Origin of the sequence: Vibrio sp. 10N (assembly GCF_036245475.1) — a bacterium.
In the GTDB taxonomy this organism is placed as follows: Bacteria; Pseudomonadota; Gammaproteobacteria; order Enterobacterales; family Vibrionaceae; genus Vibrio.
Genome location: NZ_BTPM01000001.1, coordinates 1,818,209 through 1,844,287, shown reverse-complemented (window position 1 = coordinate 1,844,287; position 26,079 = coordinate 1,818,209). Strand labels below are relative to the sequence as shown.

Genomic DNA, 26,079 nt, shown 5'->3' with positions numbered 1-26,079 from the left:
CATGGATATGAATAGCTTCTTAATGACAGCCGCGTTGGCATTTTTGATTATTGGTTGCTGCGTAGCACTTTCTGTAAGGCTCAACATTGGTTCTGTAGTAGGTTTTATCATTGCTGGTGTGATTTTAGGGCCGAACACACCGGGGCTTGTTGCGTCGAATAATGTCGAAACACTGCAATCCATTGCCGATTTTGGTGTTGTGCTATTCCTGTTTACCTTGGGGCTTGAGATGCGCCCAAAACAGCTCTGGAGTATGCGTAAAACGCTGTTGCTTCAGGGTATGGGCCAAGTCGCGCTCACGGGTGCATGCTTTACCATTGTTGCGGTACTTTTTGACGTACCTTGGGAAGTAGGTCTGGTACTAGGTTTGATCCTCGCTCAGTCATCGACCGCGGTAGTGGTGAGTATGCTTGCCGACAAACGGGAATTGGGCACTTCGCATGGGAAGAATGTCTTTGCCAACTTAATGGGGCAAGATATGAGTATTGTGCTGGTTATGGGGGTAATTCCCATTCTTGCCCACAGTAAAGTCGAAGCTCAGGTGGGGCTTCTCGAAAAAAGCTTAGTGTTTGTAGGCGTCATAACCTTGATAGTGTTGTTGGCAAGATTTGTGTTGCCCAAGTTACTCGTATGGAGTGCAAAACTGCGAAGTAAAGAAGCTTTTGTACTCATGCTAGCAAGTGCCATCCTCCTGACAGTTTTGTGTTCACAACAAGCGGGGCTATCTGAAACCTTAGGCGTCTTTTTACTGGGTATGCTGCTCTCTGATTCGGAGTTTAAACACATACTGGAGGAGGTTGTTGCGCCGATAAAGGGCATTTTAATGTCTCTGTTCTTCTTGGCGGTAGGCATGTCGATTGACCCAAATATCATCGCCGGACACCCCATTCTGATCTTGGGACTGCTGGTCGCAACCATCCTAATTAAGTTCTCAGTGTTCTTTGGACTCGCACTCTTGGATCGCAAAGGCAAATTAGTAGCAACCAAAACCGCTTTCGCCCTTGCTCAAGTTGGTGAGTTTGCGTTTGTATTGTTTGGCGTCGCGCAAGCGTTTGAGCTTCTGTCTCCACAAACGGTCTCAATCGGGTTTGTTGTTATTAGTTTAAGTATGATAGCGACACCTTGGTTGTACGAGTTTGGAAAGAGAGTCTGTGACGCGCTCATTACCAAGCAAGAACTAAAACATGAAGATGGTTCGCCGAATTGTGAACTTGTTGTCGTCGGTTTAGATGAGGTGGGCAGACTCGTTTGTATGATGGCTGAAAAAGCGGGTATCAGCTATGTGGGTTATGATTTGGACTACGACCGTGTTAGCCGTGCTAAGTCACTGAATCTCAATGCGCACTTCGGTGATATTTTATCAAGGAAGACACGGCAGCTTGCCGGACTGCCTTCTGCAAAAGGGTCGTTTATTTCAGTTACCGAGTCATCTAGGTTAAGAAAGATAGCTAAAGTTTTGTGCAGGTACAAAAACATGGAAGTCTATGCAAGGACAAACTCCAGGTTAGATGAGGTGTTTTTGAAAGATCTTGGAGTCAATCATGCAAGTTCCGTCTACATAGAAAGCACCCTCAGCAAAGGACGTGAACTGTTGAATGATTTTGGCGTAGAGGAGCACAGGGTGACGGAGATTGCGAACGAGTTGCGTACAGAGCTAATCCTTTGACCTCCAATTAAGAAGTGCAAAATAGGGCTCAAATTACACGTCACGCCATCATCTATACTGGTGATGATGGCGTCCTTCAAACGCGATTAACGACAAATTCCACCTGCTTATAAAATGACCGCACTTAACTGAGGGAAGGAACAAACAGTCCCTCAGTCGAATGATTTTCAGAATGATATTAAGTAAGGTCAATTATGCGTAAGTCTGTTCGTACTGTTCTATCTCTAGCAATTCCTTTAGCGCTTGCTGCTTGTGGCGGCAGCAACAACTCTACAACTAAACCGAGTGAGCCTAAGCCTGTAGAACCCGGTGTAAGCTACCCAGTTGAAACTGAAATTGGCGATGTCACTTTGGTCGCCACTAGCGAGTCTGTTGTTGTACGCGATACTGCGGGCACACAACAAAAGGTTCGAATTGAAAGCTTTAAGGGTATCCCTTATGCAGAAGCGACTCGCTTTAATCACAGTGATACGGTTGCTCTAGAAGACGGTTATGCTACAGAGTTTGGTGCGGTATGTCCGCAAACGGCGTTAACCGAAATTCGCCAATCAGAGGACTGCCTAAATCTTAATATTTGGCGTCCGAGTAATCTAGAGGCTGACCAACGAGTACCTGTATATGTATTCATTCATGGTGGTAACTTTGAAAACGGCTCTGGTTCAGATCCTCATGTTCACGGTGACAATGTTGTCGCTCAAGGACAACTAGACGGACAGCCTTTTATCGCAGTCACATTTAACTACCGTCTGGGTTTACTTGGCTCGACTTACAAAGATGACAGCAAAGGCGGAAACTTTGGTATTGGTGACCAAAAACGCGCGTTAGAGTGGGTTAACAACAATATTGATAAGTTTGGTGGTGATGCAGGTGACGTAACAGTTATGGGACAGGGCGCAGGCGCTATGTCGATAGGTATCCTGCAGCAAGACAACAGCGATGAGTTTATTGCTGGCGAGTATTTCCAGCGCGCAATCATGCAAAGTAATCCATATGGCTTTGAATACAAAAGCAGCAGCAATGCTGAATCCTTCGCGTCTGTTTCTGAGATGGAGAACATGTCGCTGAAAGAAATTATGGACAAGCAACAATCAATGTCTAGGGCAACGTCTAAGATTGTGGATTGGGTAGTCACTAGCGCTGCAACAATAAACCCAATCAGCTCAAACGCGACACCAATAGCGACGTTGATGCCATTTGCGCCTTACATTGAGTATCGAAAAAAACTGATTGGGTCAGACAAAGGTTATCACCTAAAATCTCAACCTTTTGATACTGAACTTACAGTACCAACAGTTGCAGGTTATAACGCTGCGGATGAGCGCGCGTTTGGTTCTCTGGCGGACATTACCTTCTTGATTCCTATGGTAGTGGATTTGATCATGAACAATGACCCAGATCTTTTGACTGAAGAAAATGGGCCACAATCACCCGAAGTCATCGCTACTTGGTTGACAGAAGAAGACAATGTTGAGTTGCTGCGAGCTGAGCTAGCGAGCATTGACGGCAATGATGTAAACATCCAGTTAGAGTTGGGTGACATCATCAACCTTCTACCAGAGACCGCTTACGAAGCTGTAAATACACTGTTCTATGGTCTAGGTAATACTGATCAAACAGGCACCTTACTTGGCTTTGAGGATTATGCGGCTAACTCGGAAAAAGAGCTTAGCGGTGCGTTTGATAACATGAAGCAGTTTAACCAAATGACCAGCGATATGATGTTTGCGGGCCCTATTCGAGCTCAAGTCGCGTCAGCTTATGATTCTCAAATTCAAGCGACTATGTATGAGTTTAACTATCGTGGTAGCTTTAACTCAGTACCAAAAGGTAACTTATTTAGTGAGAAAGAAACTGATCTCATTCAAGTAGTGAAATCGCTGAGCTGCAGCTTCGGAACGCCATGTTTTGGCTCAGAGCTTCCTTTCGTTTTTAACAAAGCCGTGCGCTCTGATGGAACAACGTTTAGTGTGTCTAGTCAAGATGAAGCAATGATGAGTAAGATGTCTCGTGTTTGGTTTAGCGATGAGTTGTTCGAAAAAGAACAGTACCAGAAAGGTTCAGATAGCGTTTGGGTTATCGATGGCAGTGAAACAGATGGTCCGACGTATGATTGGGACCGAATGACGAAAGTTGGCAAGGATGAGCTTCTTAAAGATGGCAGACTAGCGGGTATGGAAAGCAGTGAGCTAATCGGCTTCTACTTAAAATAACCAATACTAGAAGCCAGCAAGGAACTAAAACTAAACCGTGCTGGCTATAATACGAATTGCCACTGAGCCCAATTATTGATGTAAGTCCTTTTATGGATACTGGTATCAAGTCATTGGGCTTTTCTGTTTGGTGGCAATTACTACTTGGTTTAGCTTAACTGTAGGGAGTCTAGCGAATTGAGTTTGAAGGTTTTCAACCGGGGGAGGTGGTGCATGTTTGACGCAAGTAAAATTACGCGCTTCTTTCTTAGTTTAGGAATTATCAATCACATAGTTTTTCTGGGCTTCGTATTCTCGGTATGTTCACTAACAGGGTATACCTGTAGAGGAGACGAAGGACTATCTTTGGTAACAGTGTATGGATACTTGTTGGCTGGACCACAGCTTATCGTCGAGCTTGCTTCGTTTACTGTATTTACAATTATCGTGGCAAAACCAAATACTCGAACAAAATATCACAGTTACGTTTTGGTCTTCACTGTAACGCTAGTTATGTCGATTTTCGGCTCACAATTGCTGTAACCGTTGACACCCGTTTTGTTTTCGATGTGCTATCGTAACCAACTGAAATTATGTGTTAAGGTCTAGAGGGAGTACAGGTGTTAGAGACTTACGAGCCACAGTTTAAGGCGTTCATACAATCTGAAATGACACAAGATTTAGCTCATGACCTTTGTCATGTCATGCGCGTAGTTAGTCTCGCAAAGAAACTTTGTACACTCGAAGGTGGAAATATAGATGTCGTTCTACCAGCGGCGTACTTGCATGATTGTTTTTCCTTCCCGAAGAACCATCCTCAACGTGAGCTCAGTTCAACTAAAGCTGCGGAGAAAGCCTTAAGCTTTTTGAAAACAATTGACTACCTGTCAAAGCACTTCAAAGCGATTCATCATGCTATTTGTGCACACAGCTTTAGTGCCAATATTCCACCGCAAACCTTAGAAGCGAAAATAGTACAAGATGCAGACAGGCTTGATGCCCTTGGCGCGATAGGCGTCGCTCGTTGTTTGCAGGTCAGCACTCAAATGGGAGTGAGTTTGTACAATGAAGATGACCCTTTTTGTGCTGTAAGGGACCCTGATGACAAGCGCTATTCAATCGATCACTACCACACTAAGCTGTTTCGTCTTCCTGGTATGATGCAGACTGCTTCAGCAAAACTAGAGGCAGAACAGAGAGTGAAATTCATGCGAAATTTTCTAAATCAGTTAGGGAGTGAGATCTCTGGTTAGAGACTATGGATTAGGTCTACTGAACTAACGAGCTTAGCCTAGCGCAATACATTGTTTGTATTTCGTGTGGAGTTGAGTGATGGAAGTAACACAAGAGATGGAGTCAAGAATTATTGAGATGGCTTGGGAGGACAGAACGCCTTTTGAAGCCATTCGATCACAGTTTGGCTAGTTGCTGGAATCAAGCCAACTACATGGGATATTGTCGGTACCTTAGTTGCGTTGCTCAGCATGGCTATAATTATGTTTGCACCCAGAGGCGCCTGACGGATCAATTAACCTGAGGTCGATGGATGCTTAATCTGATACACTGCGCGCGTTGAACAAACTTTAGGTATAAGACATGAGTCAAGAGCAACCAAACAATCCACTACACGGCCTGACATTAGAAAAAATCCTAGTACGCCTTCAAGAGCACTATGGTTGGGAAGGCTTAGACGCGGAAATTCAGATTAATTGCTTTTACAACAACCCCTCTATCAAATCTTCTCTTAAATTCTTGCGCCGCACTCAGTGGGCGAGAGACAAGGTAGAGGCTCTCTATATCGATACCTTCTGTCGATAATTCAATCATTGCTCAGCCAAGGCGGTACGAGTAGACTGTCTTAAAATCAATGTGTTAATGGAGTGCGTGTTGAAAGTATATCTATCAGGTGAAATACATACCGATTGGCGAGAGCAAATCATCGAGGGCTGTAAAGCCAAGGATCTTAATATCAGTTTTACGTCTGCTAATACGGATCATGAATCAAGTGATTCTGCGGGCGATGGTTTAGGCGCTGAGTCTCAACAGTTTTGGCGCGACCACAAATCTGCAAAAGTAAACGCCATTAGAATTCAAACGGCTATCAAAGCATGTGATATCGCGATCATTCGTTTTGGCGACAAATATAAGCAGTGGAATGCGGCTTTTGATGCTGGGTACTGCGCAGCACTGGGCAAGCCTTACATCACTCTACATGATGAAAATTTAGTGCATGCGCTGAAAGAGGTCGATGGCGCTGCACAAGCATGGGCGACGACACCGGAACAAGTTGTTGATTTGTTGGCCTACGTTATTTCTTAATTCCGTTAAACATCTCTATAGCAAGAGCAAGTCTGTATATGCAGTACAAAGTAGTAAAGGATTACACCGATATACCCGAACATCCGATCATCGTTACACAAGGTGAGCAACTCACAGTCGTTGAAGAATCTGATCCGCAAGGCGATTGGCCAAACTGGGTTCTTTGTCGCGGTTGCGGTAAGAAAGGATGGGTGCCTAAGCAGATACTAACGATAAAGAGTGACGCAGCAATAGTTCAAAGTGACTACCGCGCTGTAGAGCACTCATTGTCGGTAGGTGAGATATTGGTTGCTGAGTTTGAGCTTAATGGTTGGATTTGGTGTGAAAAATCAAGCGACAAAGGTGTTATGGGTTGGTCGCCTTTAAACCACCTTGCGCGAGTTTGATTATCTGATTCCACTGACTTGAGGTATACCCAATGTTTCGTGAAATGACTCGAGACGATTTTGACGCATTTTGGCCTACGTTTTCAAAAAACATCGAGGGTCAGGAGACTTATGCTTTTGAACCAAATATGTCATTAGAACAGTCGTTTGATGTTTGGTGCAATCTACCACTCAAAACATTCGTTTATGTAAAAGACAGAGAGATACTAGGCTCGTTTTACATAAAAGCAAATGCTACAGGACCAAGCCGCCATATTTGCAATTGCGGATACATGGTATCTGAGAGAGCCAGAGGGAAGGGGATTGCATGTTTAATGTGCGAGTACTCGCAACAGATTGCTATAGAACTGGGGTTTGAAGCGATGCAGTTTAACAGTGTGGTATCGACAAATACTACCGCAGTGGCGCTTTGGCAAAGTCTTGGCTTTGATATCGTAGGGACGATTCCTAGAGCCTATAATCACAGCCGCCTAGGTTATGTTGATAGTTTCGTGATGTATAAAGGGCTAGTGGGAGAGTAGAAAAAAATTGGGAATCCCTTCCCAAAGCAGGGTTGCCCCATACGCCATGTTAATCCTTTTGAGATCAATTACAGTACCAAGGAGCATTACGCCTTGACGGAGAGATAATATCTTTTTGAGCTGAATCTCCACAATCGCGTTTGAAGGATCCAATCCTACAAGAACCGATTCAGTTTAGTACGTAGTAGCCACGGCGATAATTGCTTTTTTCATGAGTTTGTCTTTACGCTAGTTGAGTTGCACAGAAACGATCTTTCGGATCGACAAGGCTTTGTTGGGCCGCGACAGTTTGGAGCTCCCACTCGTCACGCCTGTGGGTCTCGCGTAGAACGCCATAACAAGCATTGTTTGCATGTTCGAATGCTTTAACAGGTGAAAGTTCGCTTAGAAGACCTGCTGTAAACAGCGCAGAAATCAAGTCGCCAACGCCTACGGGCTCGCGTTCGAAGTCGAGGAAAGGGCGCTGAACCATATAGCAATGGCCCTCAGTCGCTAGCATCATGGTGAAAATGTTGTTTGATATACCGTGCAAGTGTTTTACCAATACAACCTTTGGTCCCATTGTCAGTGCTTTTTTGCATGCTTTCACCGCGTCTTCAAGAGAAGTTATCTCGATCCCGGTAAACTGAGTGAGCTCAAATTGATTAGGAATAATCACATCTGCTGCAGGCATAAGGTGAGTAATCAACTCATCCGTTATTTCAGGATCTAGGATGCAGCCCTTCTCAGAATCTCCCATTACTGGATCACACACGTAGAGTGCATTTGGGTTTTCTTTTTTTACTTTGTTTACCAGCTTAAGTACTTCGTGTGCTTGTGCTGCACTGCCCATGTAACCTGATAAAATCGCTTCACAGTCTTTAAGAGCACCAATCTTATTTAGGCCAAGCGTTAGCTCCCCAATGATACTCGGGTGAAATGCGTATCCAGTCCAACCCTGTTGGTATTGTGTATGGTTTGAGAACTGAACGGTGTGAATTGGCCATACTTCAAAGCCAAGTCTTTGTAGTGGGAATACAGCAGAGCTGTTTCCAGCACGTCCATAAACAACGTGTGATTGAATAGAAATAATACCTTTCATAGCGTACTTCTTCTTTTAATCGAAAAGCCAACTGAGTGCTTTTCATGTAAAGGGAAAAATTAAGCCTCGCAGAGCGAGGCTTAAGGCTGTTTATTGAGCCATGAACTCTTGGAAGTACTCATCAAGTACGCGGCGAGTTTCGCGGCCAATCAACTCATACTCGTGGTGAGTTAGGTTAGCGAGTGACACACGTACTGATGCGTGTACCACATCGAAGCCTTTACCAGGAAGCAAGATAACACCGGTTTCGTGAGCCAGGCGGAACAAGAAGTCTTTACCCTTGTTACTTGCTTTGAACCACTCAACGAACTCGTCGCCGTAAAGCTTGCCACCTAGGGTGTCTAGCTCAAGTAGGGTGTAGTAATCCACTCGGTCTTTGTCTTCTTCGACAGTAATGCCCATGTTTTCGTAAAGCGTGTTGAAGCGCTCGCGGATGATGCGTTTACATGCGTCTTTGTACTTGTCTTCTAGGTCCATTAGGCAGTTTAGAGAGAACATTGCCATTTGAACTTGTTGTGGTAGCGATAGACCCGCGGTGTGGTTTAGTGCTACGGCACGGCTGTCTGCAACGATGCGGTCGATAAATTTAATGTCACGCGGCGTTGGAGTCAGTGTTTTGTAACGGTCATCAAGCTGAAGCTGCTGTGCTTCTGGTAGTGCACGCATCGCATCATCAAACACGTTGTTGTCTTGAATTGCGATAGTGCCTAGACGCCAGCCTGTTGCACCGAAGTATTTTGAAAATGAGTACACACAAAGTGTGTTGTATGGCAGTTTTGCAAATAGCGATACAAAGTTATCTGCGAATGTGCCGTACACGTCATCAGTAATGATGAATAGGTCTTTACGCTGCTCTTCAACAAATGAAGTTAGGCGGTTTAGCGTGTCGTCAGAGAACTTCACAGACGCTGGGTTAGCTGGGTTTACCACACAAAGCAGTTTGATTTGCTCGTCAGCTAGCTTTTCAATCTCAGATTGAGGAAGCTGCCATGTTTTCTCGTCTAGACGGATTTCTACGATTTCCAGTTCGTACTCAGAAAGCTCTGGGATTTCTAGGTACGGAGTAAAGATAGGCGTAGTCAGTGCAACCTTGTCACCTTTCTTCAGCAGACCATTGTGGAACATGGTTTGGAAGGTGTAGGTCATTGACGCAGTGCCGCCTTCAGTTGCGAATAGGTCAAAGTTAGTCGTAGTTGGCATAGGGCCATACATCTCTTCTGCGATGTATTGCTTAACCACTTTTTCGATGTTCACAAGCATGCGAGGAGGAACAGGGTAGTTACAACCAAGGAATGCGAGTACTAGCTCATTTAGGAACTCTTGCTTGTCGATACCTAGACGGTCTTTCGCGTAGCTCAGTGCTTTTTCTAGGAAACGAACGCCTTCAGAGTCACCCGCTTTACCTACGAACGTATCAAAACGCTCAACGATGCCTTTACCATCTGGGATGCCGCCAAAGCCAGCATCTAGGTAAGCGTAGTTGCGCTCAGCTTCTTGCATTGCGAAGTCACCTAAGCGAAGGAAAGCGTGACGAGGTAGCGTTGCTAGGAAGTTAGGGTTACCACGGCCAGCGTCCATAAGCATGCGGTCTGGAGTCGTTTTTGCCACTTCGATAAGTTTGTCTTTAAGTTCAAATGGGCTTAGGTTTTCGAATTGTGAGAAGTCGATGTTAGACATAATAAATTACCTTAAATTTTTCGATTCGTTAGCAAACGAACAAGTTCGTTTGGCTGAAATTGGGTTGAAAAGGCGGGACAGAACACTCCCGCTCATTTCGATTAATGCGTTACATTGGGGCTTGATTACATTGGAACATTGGTAGTAATGATGCCAACGATGATTGGTCCCCATAGTGTGAGCAGTACGTTTGCTACTGCGTAAGTCACGGTGAAGGCGAATACTGGAGATGAGTTACCTGCTTTCTCTAGTAGCGCAGCAAATGCTGGGTTTGCGCTTCGACCACCACTCACGGCTGCTAGGCCTTCAATTGGGTTGCGAATTTTCAGTACGTAGTAAGACACGAAGAAACCGATGAACTGAGGAATCAATGTCACACCAAATCCTAGGAATAGAAGTGACAAGCCGTGTTCTTGGATTGTGCTTACTGCTTGTGGACCTGCTTCTAGACCTACGATACCGACGAAGATAGCCAGACCGAAGTCACGAAGGAAGTTCGACGCACCAACAGGGAACGAAGCCACACTTGGTCTTTTGCTGCGTAGCCAGCCCATCATTAGACCAGAGATCAAACAGCCAGCACCTGAGCCGATAGTGACCGGAATGCCTGCAATCTTGAAGCTGATCATGCCGATAAGAACACCAAGCGCCATACCAAGACCGAACATAACGTAGTCAGTCACAACACTTGAGCCAAGGCGTTTACCAATGTTGCTTTCAACTTTGTTGATGTCTGTTGGTTTACCTGTCAACTGAATGATGTCGTTTTTCTGAACAACAAGGTTTTCAGTCACGTCAATAGAGTTGCCGCCACGGATGTAGTCTGTAACGTAAACACCGCGAAGAGCGTCTGCATTTGACTCTTGTTTAACCTGTTTAAGCGTTTTACCAATAAGCTTTTTGTCTGTTGCAATTAGCTGACGGTTTTCTTCGATAAGAGTGAATTTCTCGTCTAGGTCGACAACTTCTTGGCCTAGGTGTTTCGCGAACTTGTTCACTGCTTTGCGACGACCAGTGACAACAATAACGTCACCTTCATTGATAGCTGTGAATTTCTCTAGCTCAATTTCTTTGCCTTCTCGTTCGATAACTTCAATCGCTACGTCTACAAGTTTTTCGTTTACTTGTGCGATGGTTTTGCCATATACGCTACAAGAGTTAGTCACTTGGAATGCGCGAGACTCTAGTTGTGAAATCGCGTTAAACTCACCTGGGTTGAGCTCAGGTTTGCCGCCTGACATTTTCTCAGCTAGTTTGATAGCTTCGCCGCGGATGTCCCATTTCATCATGGTTGGGATAATCCAAGTCACCATTAGAATTGGACCTAGAGAACCAAAGATGTATGTTACCGCGTAACCTACTGCAACGTTGGTTTGCATGATGTGCTTCGCTTCTTCAGTCACACCAGCTAACTTGCTGATTGCGTCACCAGCGGTACCGATGATTGCTGATTGAGTTAGACCACCCGCTGCAAGACCGGCTGCTGTACCACGGTCAAGGTCGAAGAACCACGCTGCCGCCAGAACACATAGAAGGCCTGAGGCCGTCATTACAACAGCCGACATCAAAATGTTGATGGTTCTGAAGTTCAGTGCGCTAAAGAATTGCGGACCGCCTTGGAAACCTACGGCATAAATAAATAGTGCGAAGAAAATACTCTTAACACCTGGGTCGATATGAACACCAAATTGACCAATTAATACGCCCATTAATAGTGTGCCTGCGACACCACCAAGAACGAAACGTCCAATTGTAATTTTACCCACCAAATAACCTAATGATAGGGTAATAAATAAAGCAATAAATGGTGAGCTTTGAATTAATGTATGAACGAAGTCCATATACTAGCTCCGGTTTATTTTACTAAGTTAATAAATTTTCTTCCGTGAGTGTTGTGTGCATTCTTTGCGAATCAAGCTATGTTGTCTTGATGTGGTAATAATAATTCGATTCAATAAAATGAATAAATCACGTTTGTAGGATGAACCCCTCGCCAGTAGGGTTTTTAGAGGGCTTTATGATGATATTCTTCATAACTAATTGATATTTAAAGTATGGGTGTTCGTCAGATATTTCAGATAAACCGTGTTTTTTCTTAATTAATTTTTGGCGGTTGATAAGCGAAAATAAAAGAAGCCTCGCTATTATAGCGAGGCTTCTTTTAACATAAGTGAATCTATCTCTTTTCTAAGTGAATTAAGTCTATGTAGAACTTAGCAAGCGCTAAAGATAGAAAAACAAAAATCACCATGATGAGCGGTGTTTGTATATCGAAGCTAGGCGTTAAATGCAGTGGTCCGTTGGTAAGAACAACAAGCATCTGTGGTCCTATCATTTTTTGCAGTGGTTGTTTAAAGAAGTCACAACTAATCGACATAACCATCAAGTTAGTAAAATAGAAAATGGCTATCTGCCATGCTTCCGTGAGTGAAGGTAGAATCAACACAAACTGAAGAAAGACGAAAGTTGCAAAAATAATGAATCCTAAAATGACATTGTTAATATAGGCTTTCGGCATCGAGGTCATCGCATTAGCCATGACGCAGGCAAGCATCGGGAAGATAGTTCCCCCGGGAATTGCCAAAGATATCCAAAGCAGAAACGCCGAGATGATCACGCAAACATTTTGAGCGACGACCACTAACCTTTGCTGATAGTTAGTGAATAACGTTAAACTGCGTTTAGTCTCTTTATAAAGAGTTTCGTCATCCCATGTAGAGTCTAGCAATAAAGTGTGCAAATCGTCGCGACTTAATTCATCAATACTGTTTTTGTTGACAGTATTAGCCAGCTCAGCGCATCGATGGCTGTGCCAATCTAAGTCAAACAACTTTGGTTGTTCTAATCTATCTGCCGACTCGATAAAAGACGCCAATACGATGCGATATTTATCGATGTTACTTTTCAGGTCGTAACTCCCGTGGAGTGGCAGCGCAAGCAGCGATTTTGCTCGTTCAATGTCCGCTCTAAGAGCATTGAGCTCGAGCTTCTTACTGTGGTCGAATCGATAGTCGACGATAATTTTTCGGTATTGTTTTACCAAAGTGGAAAACTGCTCGAAAATTAAGTCTTCCGTTTTTTCTGGCCATAGAAAGCTATAGACAAAGGTGGACACCAATACACCGAGAATCGTCTCTTGTACTCGGGTAATTGCCATATTGAATGTCGTGACATTGTCAAAGTTGCCGACAAAAGCAATCAGAGTACATACGACAAATGCCATTTTGAATAGGTAACCGTGATGCAGACAACCACCTAAATAGATCAGGATCGCGGCGACTGTTACAAAGGCTGTGACAAAGAGGGCTGGGTCTTGAGGAAACAAAGACACCAATATGAATGCTAGAATGGCACCAATACCAGCCCCCAGAATACGTTCTCGCCCCGTTTTCAAAGAATGACCAAAGGACTCGTGGGTAGAGAGAATGATAACGGTGGTCGCGGCCCAGTAGGGCTTTTCCCAACCAAACGATAACGCTAGCAAGAGTGCTAGCGGTACCGAAATAGCTAATTTTAGAGCATTATGCATATCAATCTTCATGTTCTACTCTGCTTGTTGATGTTTACTCACTAAAACAGATGCCGTAGCACCGACGATAAGTTGGATGTCTTCTGGTGGCTTGTCTAGTTTGATTTGTACCGGGATACGCTGCGCTAGACGGATCCATTGGAAGTTAGGGTTAACGTTCGGTAGTAAAAATGAACCGGTGCTGCCATCGGCTTTGGAAATACCATACCCCATACTTCTTACATGACCCGCCAACGGGCGATCAGGGTGAGACATAAGCGTGACTTGAGCGAGCGAGCCAGTACGGATGTGGCGAAGATCGGTCTCTTCAAAAAATCCTTCTACCCAAAAGCTGTCGTCATCAATTAACGCGACAACCGGTTGGTTGGCTACCACCTGAGAACCTTCTTGAAGGTTGAGGTTAGTGATGTAACCGTCAGTGGGAGCAGTCACCGTTGTGAAATCAAGATTCAATGACGCTGACTCGTATCCAGCTTCAGCAGCTTTTACATTTGCGCGAGAAGTCTGCACGTCGTTGACGAGGTTGTTGAGAGTCAAAACAGGTACTGCGCCAGGTTTGCGACGTTCAAGTTCTGCAGAACGCTTCTCTTCGTTAATAGCGCGTTCAAGAAGCGCTTTAGCTTGAAGTAGGTTCGCGTATGCTTGATCTTTTGCTGCCTCAAATGTGCTTGGGTCGATTTTAAACAGCAAGTCACCTTTTTTGACGTGACTGTTATCTTCAACATTGAGCTCGATTACTGGGCCGGTAACGCGAGGTGTGATCTGAATAATATCAGCGCGAACCTGACCATCCCGTGTCCATGGGTTCTCGATGTAACTTGCGTAGTTGTCAAAGGTGAAATAACCAGCAATGGCCAAAACAGCAATAGTAGTGATGAGTTTCTTTAACACGGGAAAACCTTTCTTTGAATTACGACCAAACGATATATTTGTTGAGCAGAACCACGTAAACGGCTGCAATAGCAATCTCAACCAGCGCATAGCCTGCGAAGTATCGGTGCCATTTTCTGCGCACGATGAACTTACTTGTTATTAGGGCTAGTAAATAACCGCATGCGCAGGTGAGCAGAAGAGGGGGGAAATAAATCCCGGCAAACTCAAGCTCGTGGGGCATGCTGAACGACAGTTCATTCATAGTGTGATTCGCCTTTTTCAAATAGTAATTTCGTATCAGAAAAGGAAACGGAGAAGGAGCTGATACGTTGATGAAGTAAAGCTTAAATGGGAAGTGTCTTTTCAATAAATCGGTTATGTAGGATCGTACCCTCTGTTTTAGCTAACACTCTGTTCAACAAAGGATAGTTTGAGACGAATAAGTTGAAATTTTCGCGGGAACTGAATAGTGTGGATAACAGGGTATTAACAAAGGACGGTTGAGATGAACATTGGAATTTATATCTACAAAGACGTCGAGGTATTGGATTTCGCAGGTCCGTTCGATGTGTTTTCTACGGCAAATCGATTTTTGCCTGATGAAGATAAGTGGAATGTGAGTTTACTGTCTAGCAGTCATGGTGAAGTAAGTGCCCGTGGAGGTTTTAATGTTCAGTCGGATTACTCAATCCTCAGCCACCCAAAGTTGGATGTGGTAGTCATCCCCGGCGGTATACATGAGCCAGAGATGACCAATGTTAAATCTATGGACTGGATCGCGAAAGTTTCCAAAGAGGCCGATCTAGTCTCTTCAGTGTGTACAGGCGCCTTTTTGCTTGCTCAAGCAGGAGTGCTGACCAACCAAACCGTCACCACACATTGGGAAGATTTACATGATCTGCAGTCGTCGTTTCCTTCACTTAAAGTTTCTGAGGGAGTTCGCTGGGTCGATTGTGGTGCTTTGGTTACGTCTGGCGGTATTTCGGCAGGTATTGACATGAGCTTGAGGTTGGTTGAAAAACTGAAAGGGCGAGAAGTCGCACTTAATACGGCAAGACAAATGGAATTTGATTGGAATGAAAATGGGCGGATTCTATGACTATTACAGTACAACTGGCACCCAACCCTGCAACGGAAGAATTGGTTAACCTATCCGTAGATAGCAGCCAAGTCGAATTTGTTGGCGTTGTGTCCGATATTCTCCAAGCGAGTTTAGCCAAACCTTCCGAATCTCAATGGGTAATATATTCCAATGATATTGCGGTGGGGTTCTTTTTGCTAGACCAAGATTATGCTAATACCATTGATGGTGTCCCTAAGGGCGCTATAGGTTTACGAGCGTTTTTTATTGACCAAAGATATCAAGGACTAGGGTTGGCAAAGGCCGCGATTAAACTGATTACCCAAGGTTTTTCTACATGGTTGAACCAGTCATGTACTGAACTTTATTTGACGGTGAATTGTCGCAACAAGCCAGCTTACGAGCTCTATATCAAGAGTGGCTTTGTGGATACGCAAACGCTTTACCTTGGAGGGGAGGCTGGCCCTCAACACATTATGTGCTTTAAATCAAAGAAAATGCCTTAGATAGGACTATGATGCGGGCCTCAGAGTGTCATATGTCGATTCTCATATGAAGCCTCTCGTCTGTAGATAGTAAGTCGAATAAGGTGACCAAGTGATTTCAAAATTGCCGCGTTGGATTGAATCTGGTGCGTTTGTGCTGGCATTGTTAGCTGGTACGGTTAACGCTATTGGATTAATGGGTTTTCAGCACCAAGCTATCTCGCATTTGTCGGGTACCGCAACGTTACTAGGCACCCAGCTTCTCAATGACTGGTCAGCAGCAGGGCATTTATCGGCAATCGTGGTGAGCTTTTTGGTGGGCTCTGCCATTTCTGGACTCTTCATTTCTAACGCATCTCTTAAACTGGGCCGTCAATATGAATGGTTACTATGTATTGAGAGTCTGTTTTTGCTCGCTGCCACGTATTTCTTGCTTCATGGGTCTCAAACAGGCAGTTACTTTGCATCAGCAGCATGTGGTTTACAAAATGCGCTTGCAACCACATTCAGCGGTGCGGTAGTTCGCACGACTCACGTGACTGGTATTGTGACCGATTTAGGCATTATGATTGGCTCTACGCTGCGTGGTGATACGTTTGATAAACGAAAAGCAAAACTGTTCGTTACCATTTTATTTGGATTTATCTTAGGTGGCATTGCGGGGGCATTACTGTTCAAAAGCTTGGCATTTTTGTCGCTTGTTGTACCGGCTATTGTTTGTATACTACTTGCTCTGGTCTATCGAATTTATCGTAAGCGAATAGCGTATACGAGCAAGGCAAATTAACAATATCACTAAAGATATTGGACGAGTAGGAGGTAAGGATACCTGTGATTGAACAATGGATTGTCGATGCATTTACTGAAGTGCCGTTTAAAGGCAATAGTGCTGCTATCATCATCGTTGATGACTACCAGGACGAAACTTGGATGCAGAACGTTGCAATTGAGAACAACCTTTCAGAGACTGCCTTTTTAAAGCCTCTTAACGAGAACCACTACTTTATTCGCTGGTTTTCACCCATCATGGAAATCGACTTTTGCGGTCATGCTACTTTGGCATCGGCTTTCGTGCTGTTCGAGCAACTAGGCCTCTCTGGTACGCTTACGTTTTCAACTGAAAAAGTGGGTGATCTACTGGTAACAAAAGGCGAACAGGGGCGCATCGAAATGACGTTTCCTAATCGCGCTCCAATCTCTGTGAGTGATGCACCTAAACATCTTATTGAAGGGTTGTCGATTCAGCCCGTCGAGATATTGCGAAACGAACAAGCCTATTTTGCTATATACGAAGAAGCGAGTGCTGTACGTGCTCTGACAACCGATAATGATCAGCTAAAGAAATTAGCGCCTTATGATGTGGTGGCCACCGCATTAAGTGATGATGAACAGTTTGATTTTGTCTCTCGATATTTCTGGCCAGCAAATGGTGGTGATGAAGATCCGGTGACCGGTTCTATTCACGCAGGACTCATGCCATACTGGGGTAACAGATTGAACAAGGCTTCATTAACAGCACTCCAAGCGTCTGAACGTACAGGGGTTTTATACGGCTTACTAAAACATGACAAAGTCTTGATATCCGGAGACGCGGTATTGTTTGCGAAGTCTCAACTATTTGTATAGTGTGACGCAAAATTTTTGGGTTCATCTCAAGTAACCGAACGGAAGTGTATAGCGATGAAGCTGTCAAAACGAGAAAGTCGCGTTGTCAATAGTGCCCTCGATCAGTGGTTTGAAGAGGGCATGATCAGCCAAGATGATCATAACAAACTTAAAAGCAGCTATGAGGTTGCCAGTATCGATTGGTCAATGATCGCTAAATATTCATTTTGGGTCGCCATTCTGTGTATTGTGCTTTCGGTGTTGTCGATATTGTTAGATAAGTGGTTAATTGAGCTGGTCGAACAGATCTTCAGTGCGCCCGATATCGCGAAAAGTGCTTTTTTTGCAGCCGTGGCTGCGGGCTTTTACTTGTATGGTGTTCGCAGAAAAAGTAGTGCACCGGATAAAACATTCAGTAACGAAGCCCTGTTTGTACTCGGGATCATTAGTACCGCAATTTCGATCTATTTTATTGGTCAGGTTATCGAAACAGACAGCTTGACCAAACTCATCTTGCTTGCCTCAATCGTATATGGACTGCTTGGCTTTTGGATTCCGTCGTTGTTGGTGTGGGCCTGTGCGTTATTGAGTTTGTCAATCTGGTTTGGTATTGAGACTTACCAATGGGATGAGTCTGGGTATTTCTTGGGAATGACGTTGCCACTGCGATTTGTGCTATATAGTGGCCTTTTGGTAGCGATAGGAATGGGGACCCAGAAAAAATGGCCTCAGTTCGAAGATTTCTCGCTCACTACCCGGGCATTTGGGTTAATCCTGTTCTTCTTGTCGCTCTGGGTTGTGTCGATCTTTGGCAATTATGCCGACTTCGCACAGTGGGGAGATGTGAGTCAGTTTTCGCTAATACATTGGTCGGTACTGTTGCTTATCGCATCTCTTGCCGCTCTGTATCATGGAATTAAGTTTGATGATGAGCTCAATCGCGGTTTCGGTCTGATTTTTATTTTTATCAACTTATATACCCGTTTTGTCGAGTACTTTTGGGAAGGCACTCATAAGGCTCTGTTTTTTGCTGTCCTTGCGGCGAGCTTTTGGTTCTTTGGTACCCGAGCGGAAAAAATCTATCGCTTAGGGCAGAGTGCGCGTCACACTAAATCGGATCCTGAGTAACAAACATACCCAATGAGATCAAGAAGAAGGGCGATTGGATTTTAGCGGGCGCTACTCATAAACCTCTACAGATTTTGCCTCCATGGTGTACGCGGTGGTGACATCGGTACTACCATCGGATAGCTCAATGTTGGAGGAGTGGGTTTGCTGAGCAAGCGTCCCTTCCACCCAAACTGGTGTGTAGAGTCCTTTAAACTGTACCCCTTCTGGAAAACTAACAACAACCATTTGATTTGCTGGTGGCGGGGGTGTGTGAATGCAAGCGCCTGCTGTCGGTACCAGTATGAATTCGGTGACCGTTAGGTTTTCAAATTCGAGTGGAACAATAAACCCAGGCAGCCTACCTTGTTGGCCGATCAGTGCATTGTTTACTTTCATGTTCCAGTCAGAATGATCTTCGTCAATCTGTTTTTGGTCTTCGATCAGCTCAAGAATGTTAATGCCTTTTTGAGCAAAGCGCATCAAGGCTTCGCGATAGTCCTCTTCGCGAGCTTGTTGCTCTTCATCATGGCTGTTCTGGTAGTCAACGATCATCATTAAATCGTAACGGGCTTTGATATCATAGTCTTTGAAGTGATTGCTATAACTGGGGGCGTCAATCTCTTGTGCGAGGTCTTGCCAGCTCCAATCTTTGGCATGGGAGCCCACTGAAATCACGGCCAATAACCAAGCAAGCTTGCGCACCATCATTACCTCTTATAAACGACCTATTTAATACCGCCGACACGCTAACAGCTTATAGCGGTGGTGTATATCTACAAATTATAGTTTTCATTCTCGATGTGTAACAGATGGTAATGCTCGCTCTAGCGGGTTACGGCGCTTTATTGCTGGAATTAAGGCTTAGCACCGTCCGCTGATAGAGCTTGGGTGTGAGGCCACTGATGCGCTTAAATGAGCGAGAGAAGTGCGAAATGTCCGAAAAACCGAGTTGGTTTGCTATATGAGTTAGAGACAGTTCGTCACTCATCATTTCGACAGCAACAGTAAAAATCAGGTTGTCTTTGATATGACGGAAGTTGGTGCGTTCGTTTTTCAATCGTCTTTGCAGTGTACGTGGCGACAGTTTAAGCAGCTTGGCGGCATTATCGAGAGTTAAGTTATGCTCGCGCACGTAGGGCAATAGAGCGGTGAAGACCTGGTCGGTAAAGTTAGCATGCCAGCTGACTAAGGTCGTTTGAGTTGCGATGTCTTTCGAGCTTATGTTGGGCTTGAGGTTTAACACCTCATCTTCTATCAACCATTCTATGCGATCGTTACTTACAATATATTGGGTCGACTGACTGACAATAGCTTTGTACACATCTATCTCGTTAATTTGAACTTTGAGCTGCTTTGGAGTCCAATCGCTCTTGCTTAAGGCTCTAATCAGTTCAATGCCATACATGACGGCCCAAACCTCCGACCAAATAAACGGCTGACTTGCATCGTTGTCTCTCTCACACCAATACCAAGTTCGTCCGTGGTGGGTTTCTAAGCCGACCCTAACATTGGTTGCATCATAGGCAAACACCTCTCCAGAGTGTTCCAAAGCATCTCGTATCGTACTGCATTCCGAAAATTGCCCTAACAGTTTGGGAAGGGATTTTTGTTTAATGGCGGAACGTACCAAGTCACCAAAGTTCGTCATTCCGAGTTGGTTTCCGAGTAGATATAACAGTCGCTGAACAGGCTCCTGAGGCAAGAATTCTTGGTCGAGATCAAATAGATCGGGCGGTAAACCAGAGTCACGAATCGCTTGGTGTGGGTCTTCACCATACTCGCGAAACAGTTCAACCAAAATACGAGCGTAGCTGGATTTAATGAGGCGGTTTACTGGTTCTTGAGACTTAGTCATGGAGCCGGCTCCTGAAAAACGATGCTTTTAGCATAGCTTGGTGTCGTAAAATGGCAACTTTTCAATCAAAGTCCAATTATCATTATTACTGTCTGAGAATGACAAGCTAATTTATGACTGATAACGCTAATGCACTAATTTATAACGCAATTAGTTTCTAATCTCCGACTATTTAGTCTATACATAACTAAGTGAAAGTCTAAAAATGGTTAATTAAGGCAGCGTAATGAGCGACAAAACAGAATCGGAAACTCCATCATCGGATAGTGCTGAACAATGTGATGCTAAACAAGAGCAAATTGACGCCAAACAGAACAAACTAAAAAAGGTTACTAACGGCTTAGTGATCGCGATTGTTGTCAGCCTTGGGCTCAGTATCGTATCAGATAGAATCATTCCATCGACAGATAATGCGCGTGTTCAAGGTTATGTAGTGCCGATCAAACCTCAAGTATCGGGCCAAGTTATCGATATCCAAGTGCAACCAAACCAGTTGGTGTCAGAGGGTGACGTATTAGTTTCACTCAATCCTGTGGACTATGAAATTGCTGTCAAAAAAGCGGAACAAGAACTGGAGATTGCCGGGCAAAATGTGGGCGCGCAAACCGCGAGCATCGCTTCAGCACAGGCACGGTTAACCAGTGCGGTTGTAGAGCGTGACAACGTTGAGTTGCAAACTCGGCGAGTACTAGGCCTTGCAGAAAAAGGCGTGGTATCGGATTCAGAAGCCGATAAAGCACGCGCGAGTTTGGCTACGGCTCGAGCCAGCGTACAAAATGCGCAAGCTGACCTAGAGCGGGCGAATCGTCAACTGGGTGCTGAGGGTGAAGAAAACAGTCAAATTAAGGCGGCCTTGCTGGCGTTGGAAAAAGCCCAGTTAGACTTAGAGCGGACTGTGGTTCGAGCCCCAACTAATGGTGGTGTGTCGAATTTTAGTCTTTCGGAAGGGTTTTACGCCAGCGCTGGCCAGCCAATCATGACCTTTGTTTCGACCGACAGCATTTGGATTGAGGCTTATTTTCGCGAGAACAGTCTGGGAAATATTCAGCCAGGTAACGAGGTTGAAGTCGCGTTAGATTTTGCACCAGGCAAGGTGGTGAAAGGGCGCATTTCAAGTGTAGATTGGGGCGTGGATTGGGGACAAAGCAATCAAGCGGGCAAACTTGCGCAAGCCAACAACCAAACGGGTTGGTTGAGACAGACGCAAATGCTACCAGTAAGCATTGAATTTGATACAGCAGACACCACCGGGCTTTTAAGGATCGGTGGTCAAGCCGATGTGGTGGTGTACACCAGTGACAATGGATTGTTCAATCTACTTGGCAAGGCATGGATCCGTTTAGTGAGCTGGATGTCGTATGTCAGATAACCGTTTTGACGACACTAAGGGTATTGAAATGTCACCTTTATCCGACGTCATTCAAACGCGTATTTTGCGCTTTACTCTCGGTGTTGCGATTGCCACCTTTTTGGCTGCTTGGATAGATTGGCCTTTGGCATTTGTTGCGCCGATTTTTACGGCAAAGTTCTTGTTTGAAAAACGTGTACTGCATATCGATATTGTCTACGAGCTGTTACTCGCCATGATCGTAACCGTAGCGATTGGCGTCGCACTCAGTGTTGGATTTGCTCAGTACCCAGTCCCGATGCTATTGAGCGTAGCGGGTTTGATGGTGGTGGGCTATTACTTATTTTTAGACCCTAAATGGAATTTGTTTGCGACCATTCTATTGATGTCGAGTTTGATGCTGCCGTTTATGGCAATCCAAAGCACGGGAACGACAATATTTCTCGCAGTTGGATTAAGCTTATCTGGTGCGATTTCGGTAGCGATTTTTGCGGTTTTGCATATCTATATGCCCGAGAAAGAACATCACTATCAGAGTCATAAAGCGGTAGAACTTTCCGACGAATTCCGCTGGTTCTCAGCAATGAGAGCGTTGATCATCGCGTTTCCGGTGGTGTGCGTGTTTTTTGTATTCCAGATTTCGGAAGCGCTGTTGTCCATGATATTTATTGCCTTGCTGTCCTTAATGATAACGGGGGAGAAGTCGATTAAGTTGAGCCTATTTTTACTGATAAGCAATGCGATTGGCGGAGTGATCGCCCTTATTGTGTTTGGCTTTTTGGCGCTGGTACCCAATATCATGTTTTACACTTTGTTCATTACTTTACTGGCGGTCGTTTTAGGCCGAAAAATGTACACCGAATCGGAAAAAGCGCCCGTCTATGCGACGGCATTGAATACCGCGCTGGTGTTGATTGGTACGACGTTGATGAGCTCTGGTGTCATTGACGAGAAGATGTGGATACGTTTGGGCTTACTTGTTCTAGTCGCCGTTTACATGATTGTCGCGGCATTTTTTATTGAGACCCGGCAGTGGAAAATCCTTAAATTCAATGGGCAAATGATGAAATCGCCGTAAACAGGTTGGCCACGATAAGACTTAGAAGTTGAATGCCCAGCCAATCATTGGACCTTGTTGTGTTACATCTAACGCAGTGGAACCTGTGTTGTTCTGAATATTATTGACTGAGAAAGTAGGCAAGAGGTTGTAACAAATAAAAAAACGAGCTCAACCGAGCTCGTTTTGACTTCCTTCGTACAGATAACTATATACCCTTACCGGCCATCCGTACTCTGTATACTCTTTGGCAAGAACTCGCGCCACTTCTACGGTGACTTCGATTCGTACCCAGTCGCCTATGCCTAACGGTTGAAACTCGACGACGATTTTCTTCATTTGGCAGCCTGCCTAATTTATAAATATCTTTAGGCCGAAAATGTACACCGCAGCGCTACGACTTACTTGGAATATCAGTTATTCCTAATCCAACTGACCAAAGCTTAAGCATAACCGCTATTCTTTGAGCAGGTGAAGGCCCGCTGGAAGGGCCTCGCCAAATAATTTCTTTGAGTCAGAGTCAGATAGCGTTTTGACTTCTTCGACCAAGTCGAGCCAACTAGATGGCGTTTTGGATGACTTCAGCTTGGTAATTACTTGCGCTCGATAGTCATCAGAGATATCCAGTGAGCGATCCCCTGTTTTTCTGCACATCAATACACATGCAAAGGCCGACATAGGCTCTTTTTGCCAATTCTGCTCAAGCAGTTTAGGTAGCCATTGCTCGATTTGTTCCCGAGGGATAACGTTATGCTGGCTTCCGTAAAGTGGCGTACGGGAGGCTAATCGACCTAGCGCCCACCAGTGCGCTTGTTCAAACTGTGACTGGTTGATGGCTTTGCTTAAATACCAGTTGGCCAACAGCACCTTATCGTCAACATACAGGTTTTCCAGGCTTGCTGAAAGTCTAACCATGGCCTCATAGCCTTTGTCTTTCGCGCCTTGGAAGGTGTTGGCGTTTTTCATGGCTCCTGGGTGTAGGTATTTAGCAATGTCACCAAGAATCACTTCTTGTTGTTCTTCATTTAGACCGCCAGAAACTCGACGCCAGAACGTCCACCAGTCGCTCCAACCTTGTGAGTTTTGGAACTGAATCCCTTGCTGATATAAGCCCCATAATTGCTCCATGCGCCAAGAGTCCGTGGCATCACCGAAGCCGGGACGCATACAGAAACCGGTTAAACGTAGCCAGTTCTTTTCATGCAGTTCGGAGCGTCGGCGGCGCTTGCGACCCAAGGAGAAGCTGTCAACTAGCGAACGAAGAGTATGAAAATCCCATTCGTCTTTTTTGCCTAAGTTTTTCTCTAGCGTTTTGGAAAGCAATTTGATTTCTTTACTATCAGCGCTGTTTTTATTGCCACTGTACAAGCGAGAGACCAGCGCTTTACTTGGTTCGAGCCCAGGGTGAGCCTTTATCGTTTCTTGATGTGTCTGCTGGTTACGTACTTCGAATTCGAGCTCCCAACGCTGAGATTCGTTGTTTGTACTGACGCATTCGACTTTCAAAGTACCAACTTCAGTGAGCTGACAGGCCAATTGAACTTCAACACGCTCTTTTTGATTAGCTTGGAGCTGGGCTTCGTTACCTTGTAACGTACTAATGTAAGGTGGTAGCGGGTTAAATTGGTCAGGATCGATGCTGACCATCAAGCCATTTTGAACTTTGTGATTGTCACCAAAGGTGTCATGAGTCGAGGTGAGCAGATTGAACCTTACTGGTTCGCCTAAAGTAAGTGCGAAGCGACGGCCGGTAAGTCGTATCTCTTGGCCTTCATCGGTTCCTTTCGCTAATAAACACAGCGCTTGACCAAGCTTGTTTTTTTCTTGGAGGTGCAAGAAATAGGAGCGGGCACTACCACCACCAATTTTAAGCTGCGCGCCGCGTCTCGCCTTAGCGAACGCCACAGCACCAAGTGCGACAGACCAATCCGGATGAGGATTGGAAAGTAGTGATATTGGCGCACCTTTCCAGTTTTCGACAATATCAACGAGACGGCGAGTGACTAAATCACTGTTAAAAACGCCACCGTTTAGCAGTAAACCGACTGGGATTGCGGGCTCTGCGTCGCTTCCAAGCGCTTCCTTCGCCACTTCTTGGTGAAGGTGAAGAAACTCGGAAACATGCTTACTAACGGCAGGGTCGGCCACGTATGGCAGGCCAAACTCAACCACGGCGCTGCGTTTCTTGTCTGGTCGAGTACCAAAATCTGTTTTAGGGAAAAAACCTTCAAGAGCGATCTGATGAACCTCTTGTTGACTGAGTGCCACGCTCTTGGTTCCGCCAATTAGACGAGAGCCACTGCCGAGCATAGTGATCTTCATTTCTTCGGGGGCATGAGAAGAAAGCAACGCCTCTTTTGCTTTGCGAGTCTGTTGAATAAGCTTAGTGAGGCTTGCGGCATTGAGTTTTTTCGACTCGTTGAACCGCTGTTCAGCCATGTGGGCGAGTGCCAAATCCAAGTTATCGCCACCCAGCATTAGGTGTTCACCAACGCCAATTCGGTTAAGCTCTAGCTCGTCGTCATGGTGTTTAGCTTCTATAAGGCTAAGGTCAGTGGTACCGCCACCCACATCACATACGAGTATAAGAGGTACTTGAGCAAGTTCTTGCGATGCGCTTTCTTTATGGCGTGCGTACCAGTCGTAACATACGGCTTGTGGCTCTTCTAGTAGATGAACCTTTGGCAACCCAGCAAGCTTCGCCGCTTGCAGCGTCAGTTTACGAGCTGTTTCATCAAAAGAAGCGGGAACTGTAATGACAACATCTTGGTCTTCTAACTTGTTGTAATGGTGTCTGTGGTTCCAAGCTTGGCGGATATGATTCAAATAGCTTGCGCTGGCAATGACTGGCGACACTTTCTCTACATCTTGAGCTCCAGCCCAAGGGAGAATGTCATCTTCTCTGTCCACAGCTGTGTGTGATAGCCAACTTTTTGCACTGGAGACTTGTCGACCTTCGACTTTAGCGCCGAGCTCACGAGCCCACTCACCAACGATAATGTTATTGATATCGCCGGCTACAGGTTGATGCTCCCAAGGGAGGGTTAAGTCAGCTTCGGAAACTTGCTGTTTGGCTGGGTGATAGCGAAAAGAGGGCAGAAGAGGTTTACGAACCACTTCGCCAGGGCCTACCAATTGGTCGATTTCGAACAGTTCAATAGGGGAGTTTGAGAGATCGTCTTGAATTTCACAGAATGCGACAACCGTGTTGGTTGTACCTAAATCAATGCCGACCAGATATTGTGCGGATGCCATAACACGCTCCATTTAGAATACTTATAAAGCTAATAGCGCAGA

Annotated in this window: 23 protein-coding genes and 2 pseudogenes; 16 read left to right on the top strand and 9 right to left on the bottom strand. The window is 45.1% G+C overall.

The genetic code is table 11. The features are described from left to right. Position 1 precedes the first annotated feature (1 nt). The 9 genes and pseudogenes from AAA946_RS08480 to AAA946_RS08445 all read left to right on the top strand — a co-directional run bounded on the left by AAA946_RS08480 (position 2) and on the right by AAA946_RS08445 (position 7,081). Complete coding sequence (locus AAA946_RS08480) at positions 2–1,666, top strand: cation:proton antiporter domain-containing protein (protein WP_338164464.1); 1,665 nt, start codon at positions 2–4, stop codon at positions 1,664–1,666. Positions 1,667–1,860: 194 nt separating this feature from the next. Then, the gene (locus AAA946_RS08475; RefSeq protein WP_338164463.1) at positions 1,861–3,876 is read left to right on the top strand and encodes a carboxylesterase family protein; all 2,016 of its coding nucleotides are present in this window, start codon (positions 1,861–1,863) and stop codon (positions 3,874–3,876) included. Positions 3,877–4,475: 599 nt separating this feature from the next. After that, positions 4,476–5,108, top strand: coding sequence for an HD domain-containing protein (locus tag AAA946_RS08470; RefSeq protein WP_338164462.1), 633 nt, complete (start codon positions 4,476–4,478; stop codon positions 5,106–5,108). A gap of 79 nt (positions 5,109–5,187) precedes the next feature. After that, a pseudogene (locus tag AAA946_RS08465) lies at positions 5,188–5,277 on the top strand (DUF2805 domain-containing protein); the annotation flags it as partial. Next, a pseudogene (locus tag AAA946_RS24140) lies at positions 5,265–5,375 on the top strand (YnfA family protein); the annotation flags it as partial. The pseudogenes AAA946_RS08465 and AAA946_RS24140, both read left to right, overlap by 13 nt. Positions 5,376–5,451: 76 nt before the next feature. After that, the gene (locus tag AAA946_RS08460) at positions 5,452–5,673 is read left to right on the top strand and encodes a VF530 family protein (protein WP_042472852.1); all 222 of its coding nucleotides are present in this window, start codon (positions 5,452–5,454) and stop codon (positions 5,671–5,673) included. Between the two features lie 57 nt (positions 5,674–5,730). Next, complete coding sequence (locus AAA946_RS08455) at positions 5,731–6,174, top strand: YtoQ family protein (RefSeq protein ID WP_338164461.1); 444 nt, start codon at positions 5,731–5,733, stop codon at positions 6,172–6,174. A 38-nt stretch (positions 6,175–6,212) separates the two neighbouring features. Next, positions 6,213–6,560 carry an SH3 domain-containing protein gene (locus AAA946_RS08450; protein WP_338164460.1) on the top strand — a complete coding sequence of 116 codons (348 nt, stop codon included), beginning with the start codon at positions 6,213–6,215 and terminating at the stop codon, positions 6,558–6,560. A 32-nt stretch (positions 6,561–6,592) separates the two neighbouring features. Continuing rightward, positions 6,593–7,081 (top strand): GNAT family N-acetyltransferase, encoded by a 489-nt coding sequence (locus AAA946_RS08445; protein ID WP_338164459.1) that lies wholly within the window; start codon positions 6,593–6,595, stop codon positions 7,079–7,081. 223 nt (positions 7,082–7,304) lie between these two features. Here AAA946_RS08445 and pdxY read toward each other — a convergent pair whose 3' ends face one another. The 6 genes from pdxY to AAA946_RS08415 form a co-directional block, all read right to left on the bottom strand. Beyond that, positions 7,305–8,162, bottom strand: a complete 858-nt coding sequence (gene pdxY, locus AAA946_RS08440; protein ID WP_338164458.1) for a pyridoxal kinase PdxY — start codon at positions 8,160–8,162, stop codon at positions 7,305–7,307. Positions 8,163–8,252: 90 nt separating this feature from the next. After that, positions 8,253–9,839, bottom strand: a complete 1,587-nt coding sequence (locus tag AAA946_RS08435; RefSeq protein WP_338164457.1) for a bifunctional aspartate transaminase/aspartate 4-decarboxylase — start codon at positions 9,837–9,839, stop codon at positions 8,253–8,255. 125 nt (positions 9,840–9,964) lie between these two features. Then, the gene (aspT, locus tag AAA946_RS08430) at positions 9,965–11,680 is read right to left on the bottom strand and encodes an aspartate-alanine antiporter (protein WP_338164456.1); all 1,716 of its coding nucleotides are present in this window, start codon (positions 11,678–11,680) and stop codon (positions 9,965–9,967) included. A 335-nt stretch (positions 11,681–12,015) separates the two neighbouring features. Next, positions 12,016–13,380, bottom strand: a complete 1,365-nt coding sequence (locus AAA946_RS08425; RefSeq protein ID WP_338164455.1) for an FUSC family protein — start codon at positions 13,378–13,380, stop codon at positions 12,016–12,018. Between the two features lie 3 nt (positions 13,381–13,383). After that, on the bottom strand, positions 13,384–14,259 hold the full coding sequence (locus AAA946_RS08420) for an HlyD family secretion protein (RefSeq protein WP_338164454.1): 876 nt from the start codon (positions 14,257–14,259) through the stop codon (positions 13,384–13,386). Positions 14,260–14,278: 19 nt separating this feature from the next. After that, positions 14,279–14,503, bottom strand: coding sequence for a DUF1656 domain-containing protein (locus tag AAA946_RS08415; protein WP_042472885.1), 225 nt, complete (start codon positions 14,501–14,503; stop codon positions 14,279–14,281). Between the two features lie 243 nt (positions 14,504–14,746). On the opposite strand from AAA946_RS08415, the gene AAA946_RS08410 reads away from it, so the two are divergent. The 5 genes from AAA946_RS08410 (at position 14,747) to AAA946_RS08390 (ending at position 18,540) form a co-directional block, all read left to right on the top strand. Further along, positions 14,747–15,340, top strand: coding sequence for a DJ-1/PfpI family protein (locus AAA946_RS08410; RefSeq protein WP_338164453.1), 594 nt, complete (start codon positions 14,747–14,749; stop codon positions 15,338–15,340). Further along, positions 15,337–15,828, top strand: coding sequence for a GNAT family N-acetyltransferase (locus AAA946_RS08405; protein ID WP_338164452.1), 492 nt, complete (start codon positions 15,337–15,339; stop codon positions 15,826–15,828). The genes AAA946_RS08410 and AAA946_RS08405 overlap by 4 nt, the downstream gene beginning before the upstream one ends. A gap of 91 nt (positions 15,829–15,919) precedes the next feature. After that, entirely contained in the window at positions 15,920–16,594 is a 675-nt protein-coding gene (locus tag AAA946_RS08400) for a YoaK family protein (RefSeq protein WP_338164451.1), read from the top strand. Positions 16,595–16,638: 44 nt separating this feature from the next. After that, positions 16,639–17,433 (top strand): PhzF family phenazine biosynthesis protein, encoded by a 795-nt coding sequence (locus AAA946_RS08395; RefSeq protein WP_338164450.1) that lies wholly within the window; start codon positions 16,639–16,641, stop codon positions 17,431–17,433. 54 nt (positions 17,434–17,487) lie between these two features. Next, a complete protein-coding gene (locus AAA946_RS08390) occupies positions 17,488–18,540 on the top strand; it encodes a hypothetical protein (RefSeq protein WP_338164449.1) in 1,053 nt (350 codons plus the stop codon). 51 nt (positions 18,541–18,591) lie between these two features. On the opposite strand, the gene AAA946_RS08385 is transcribed toward AAA946_RS08390, so the two are convergent. After that, on the bottom strand, positions 18,592–19,227 hold the full coding sequence (locus AAA946_RS08385) for a DUF3299 domain-containing protein (protein WP_338164448.1): 636 nt from the start codon (positions 19,225–19,227) through the stop codon (positions 18,592–18,594). A gap of 127 nt (positions 19,228–19,354) precedes the next feature. Next, a complete protein-coding gene (locus AAA946_RS08380) occupies positions 19,355–20,377 on the bottom strand; it encodes an AraC family transcriptional regulator (protein ID WP_338164447.1) in 1,023 nt (340 codons plus the stop codon). Positions 20,378–20,603: 226 nt separating this feature from the next. Between AAA946_RS08380 and AAA946_RS08375 the strand changes: the two genes are divergently transcribed. Both AAA946_RS08375 and AAA946_RS08370 read left to right on the top strand, forming a co-directional pair. Continuing rightward, positions 20,604–21,746: an HlyD family secretion protein gene (locus tag AAA946_RS08375; protein WP_338164446.1), complete on the top strand. Its 1,143-nt coding sequence runs from the start codon at positions 20,604–20,606 to the stop codon at positions 21,744–21,746. Positions 21,747–21,768: 22 nt separating this feature from the next. Further along, entirely contained in the window at positions 21,769–22,803 is a 1,035-nt protein-coding gene (locus tag AAA946_RS08370) for a DUF2955 domain-containing protein (RefSeq protein WP_338165805.1), read from the top strand. A gap of 435 nt (positions 22,804–23,238) precedes the next feature. On the opposite strand, the gene AAA946_RS08365 is transcribed toward AAA946_RS08370, so the two are convergent. Then, on the bottom strand, positions 23,239–26,037 hold the full coding sequence (locus AAA946_RS08365) for an Hsp70 family protein (RefSeq protein WP_338164445.1): 2,799 nt from the start codon (positions 26,035–26,037) through the stop codon (positions 23,239–23,241). Positions 26,038–26,079 lie beyond the last annotated feature (42 nt).

Excerpts from the sequence above, each read along its gene's own strand:
- AAA946_RS08480 (WP_338164464.1), top strand. The coding sequence starts at position 2 with ATGGATATGAATAGCTTCTTAATGACAGCCGCGTTGGCATTTTTGATT.
- AAA946_RS08475 (WP_338164463.1), top strand. The coding sequence starts at position 1,861 with ATGCGTAAGTCTGTTCGTACTGTTCTATCTCTAGCAATTCCTTTAGCG.
- AAA946_RS08460 (WP_042472852.1), top strand. The coding sequence starts at position 5,452 with ATGAGTCAAGAGCAACCAAACAATCCACTACACGGCCTGACATTAGAA.
- AAA946_RS08455 (WP_338164461.1), top strand. The coding sequence starts at position 5,731 with ATGGAGTGCGTGTTGAAAGTATATCTATCAGGTGAAATACATACCGAT.
- AAA946_RS08450 (WP_338164460.1), top strand. The coding sequence starts at position 6,213 with ATGCAGTACAAAGTAGTAAAGGATTACACCGATATACCCGAACATCCG.
- AAA946_RS08445 (WP_338164459.1), top strand. The coding sequence starts at position 6,593 with ATGTTTCGTGAAATGACTCGAGACGATTTTGACGCATTTTGGCCTACG.
- pdxY (WP_338164458.1), bottom strand. The coding sequence starts at position 8,162 with ATGAAAGGTATTATTTCTATTCAATCACACGTTGTTTATGGACGTGCT.
- AAA946_RS08435 (WP_338164457.1), bottom strand. The coding sequence starts at position 9,839 with ATGTCTAACATCGACTTCTCACAATTCGAAAACCTAAGCCCATTTGAA.
- aspT (WP_338164456.1), bottom strand. The coding sequence starts at position 11,680 with ATGGACTTCGTTCATACATTAATTCAAAGCTCACCATTTATTGCTTTA.
- AAA946_RS08425 (WP_338164455.1), bottom strand. The coding sequence starts at position 13,380 with ATGAAGATTGATATGCATAATGCTCTAAAATTAGCTATTTCGGTACCG.
- AAA946_RS08415 (WP_042472885.1), bottom strand. The coding sequence starts at position 14,503 with ATGAATGAACTGTCGTTCAGCATGCCCCACGAGCTTGAGTTTGCCGGG.
- AAA946_RS08410 (WP_338164453.1), top strand. The coding sequence starts at position 14,747 with ATGAACATTGGAATTTATATCTACAAAGACGTCGAGGTATTGGATTTC.
- AAA946_RS08405 (WP_338164452.1), top strand. The coding sequence starts at position 15,337 with ATGACTATTACAGTACAACTGGCACCCAACCCTGCAACGGAAGAATTG.
- AAA946_RS08390 (WP_338164449.1), top strand. The coding sequence starts at position 17,488 with ATGAAGCTGTCAAAACGAGAAAGTCGCGTTGTCAATAGTGCCCTCGAT.
- AAA946_RS08385 (WP_338164448.1), bottom strand. The coding sequence starts at position 19,227 with ATGGTGCGCAAGCTTGCTTGGTTATTGGCCGTGATTTCAGTGGGCTCC.
- AAA946_RS08380 (WP_338164447.1), bottom strand. The coding sequence starts at position 20,377 with ATGACTAAGTCTCAAGAACCAGTAAACCGCCTCATTAAATCCAGCTAC.
- AAA946_RS08375 (WP_338164446.1), top strand. The coding sequence starts at position 20,604 with ATGAGCGACAAAACAGAATCGGAAACTCCATCATCGGATAGTGCTGAA.
- AAA946_RS08365 (WP_338164445.1), bottom strand. The coding sequence starts at position 26,037 with ATGGCATCCGCACAATATCTGGTCGGCATTGATTTAGGTACAACCAAC.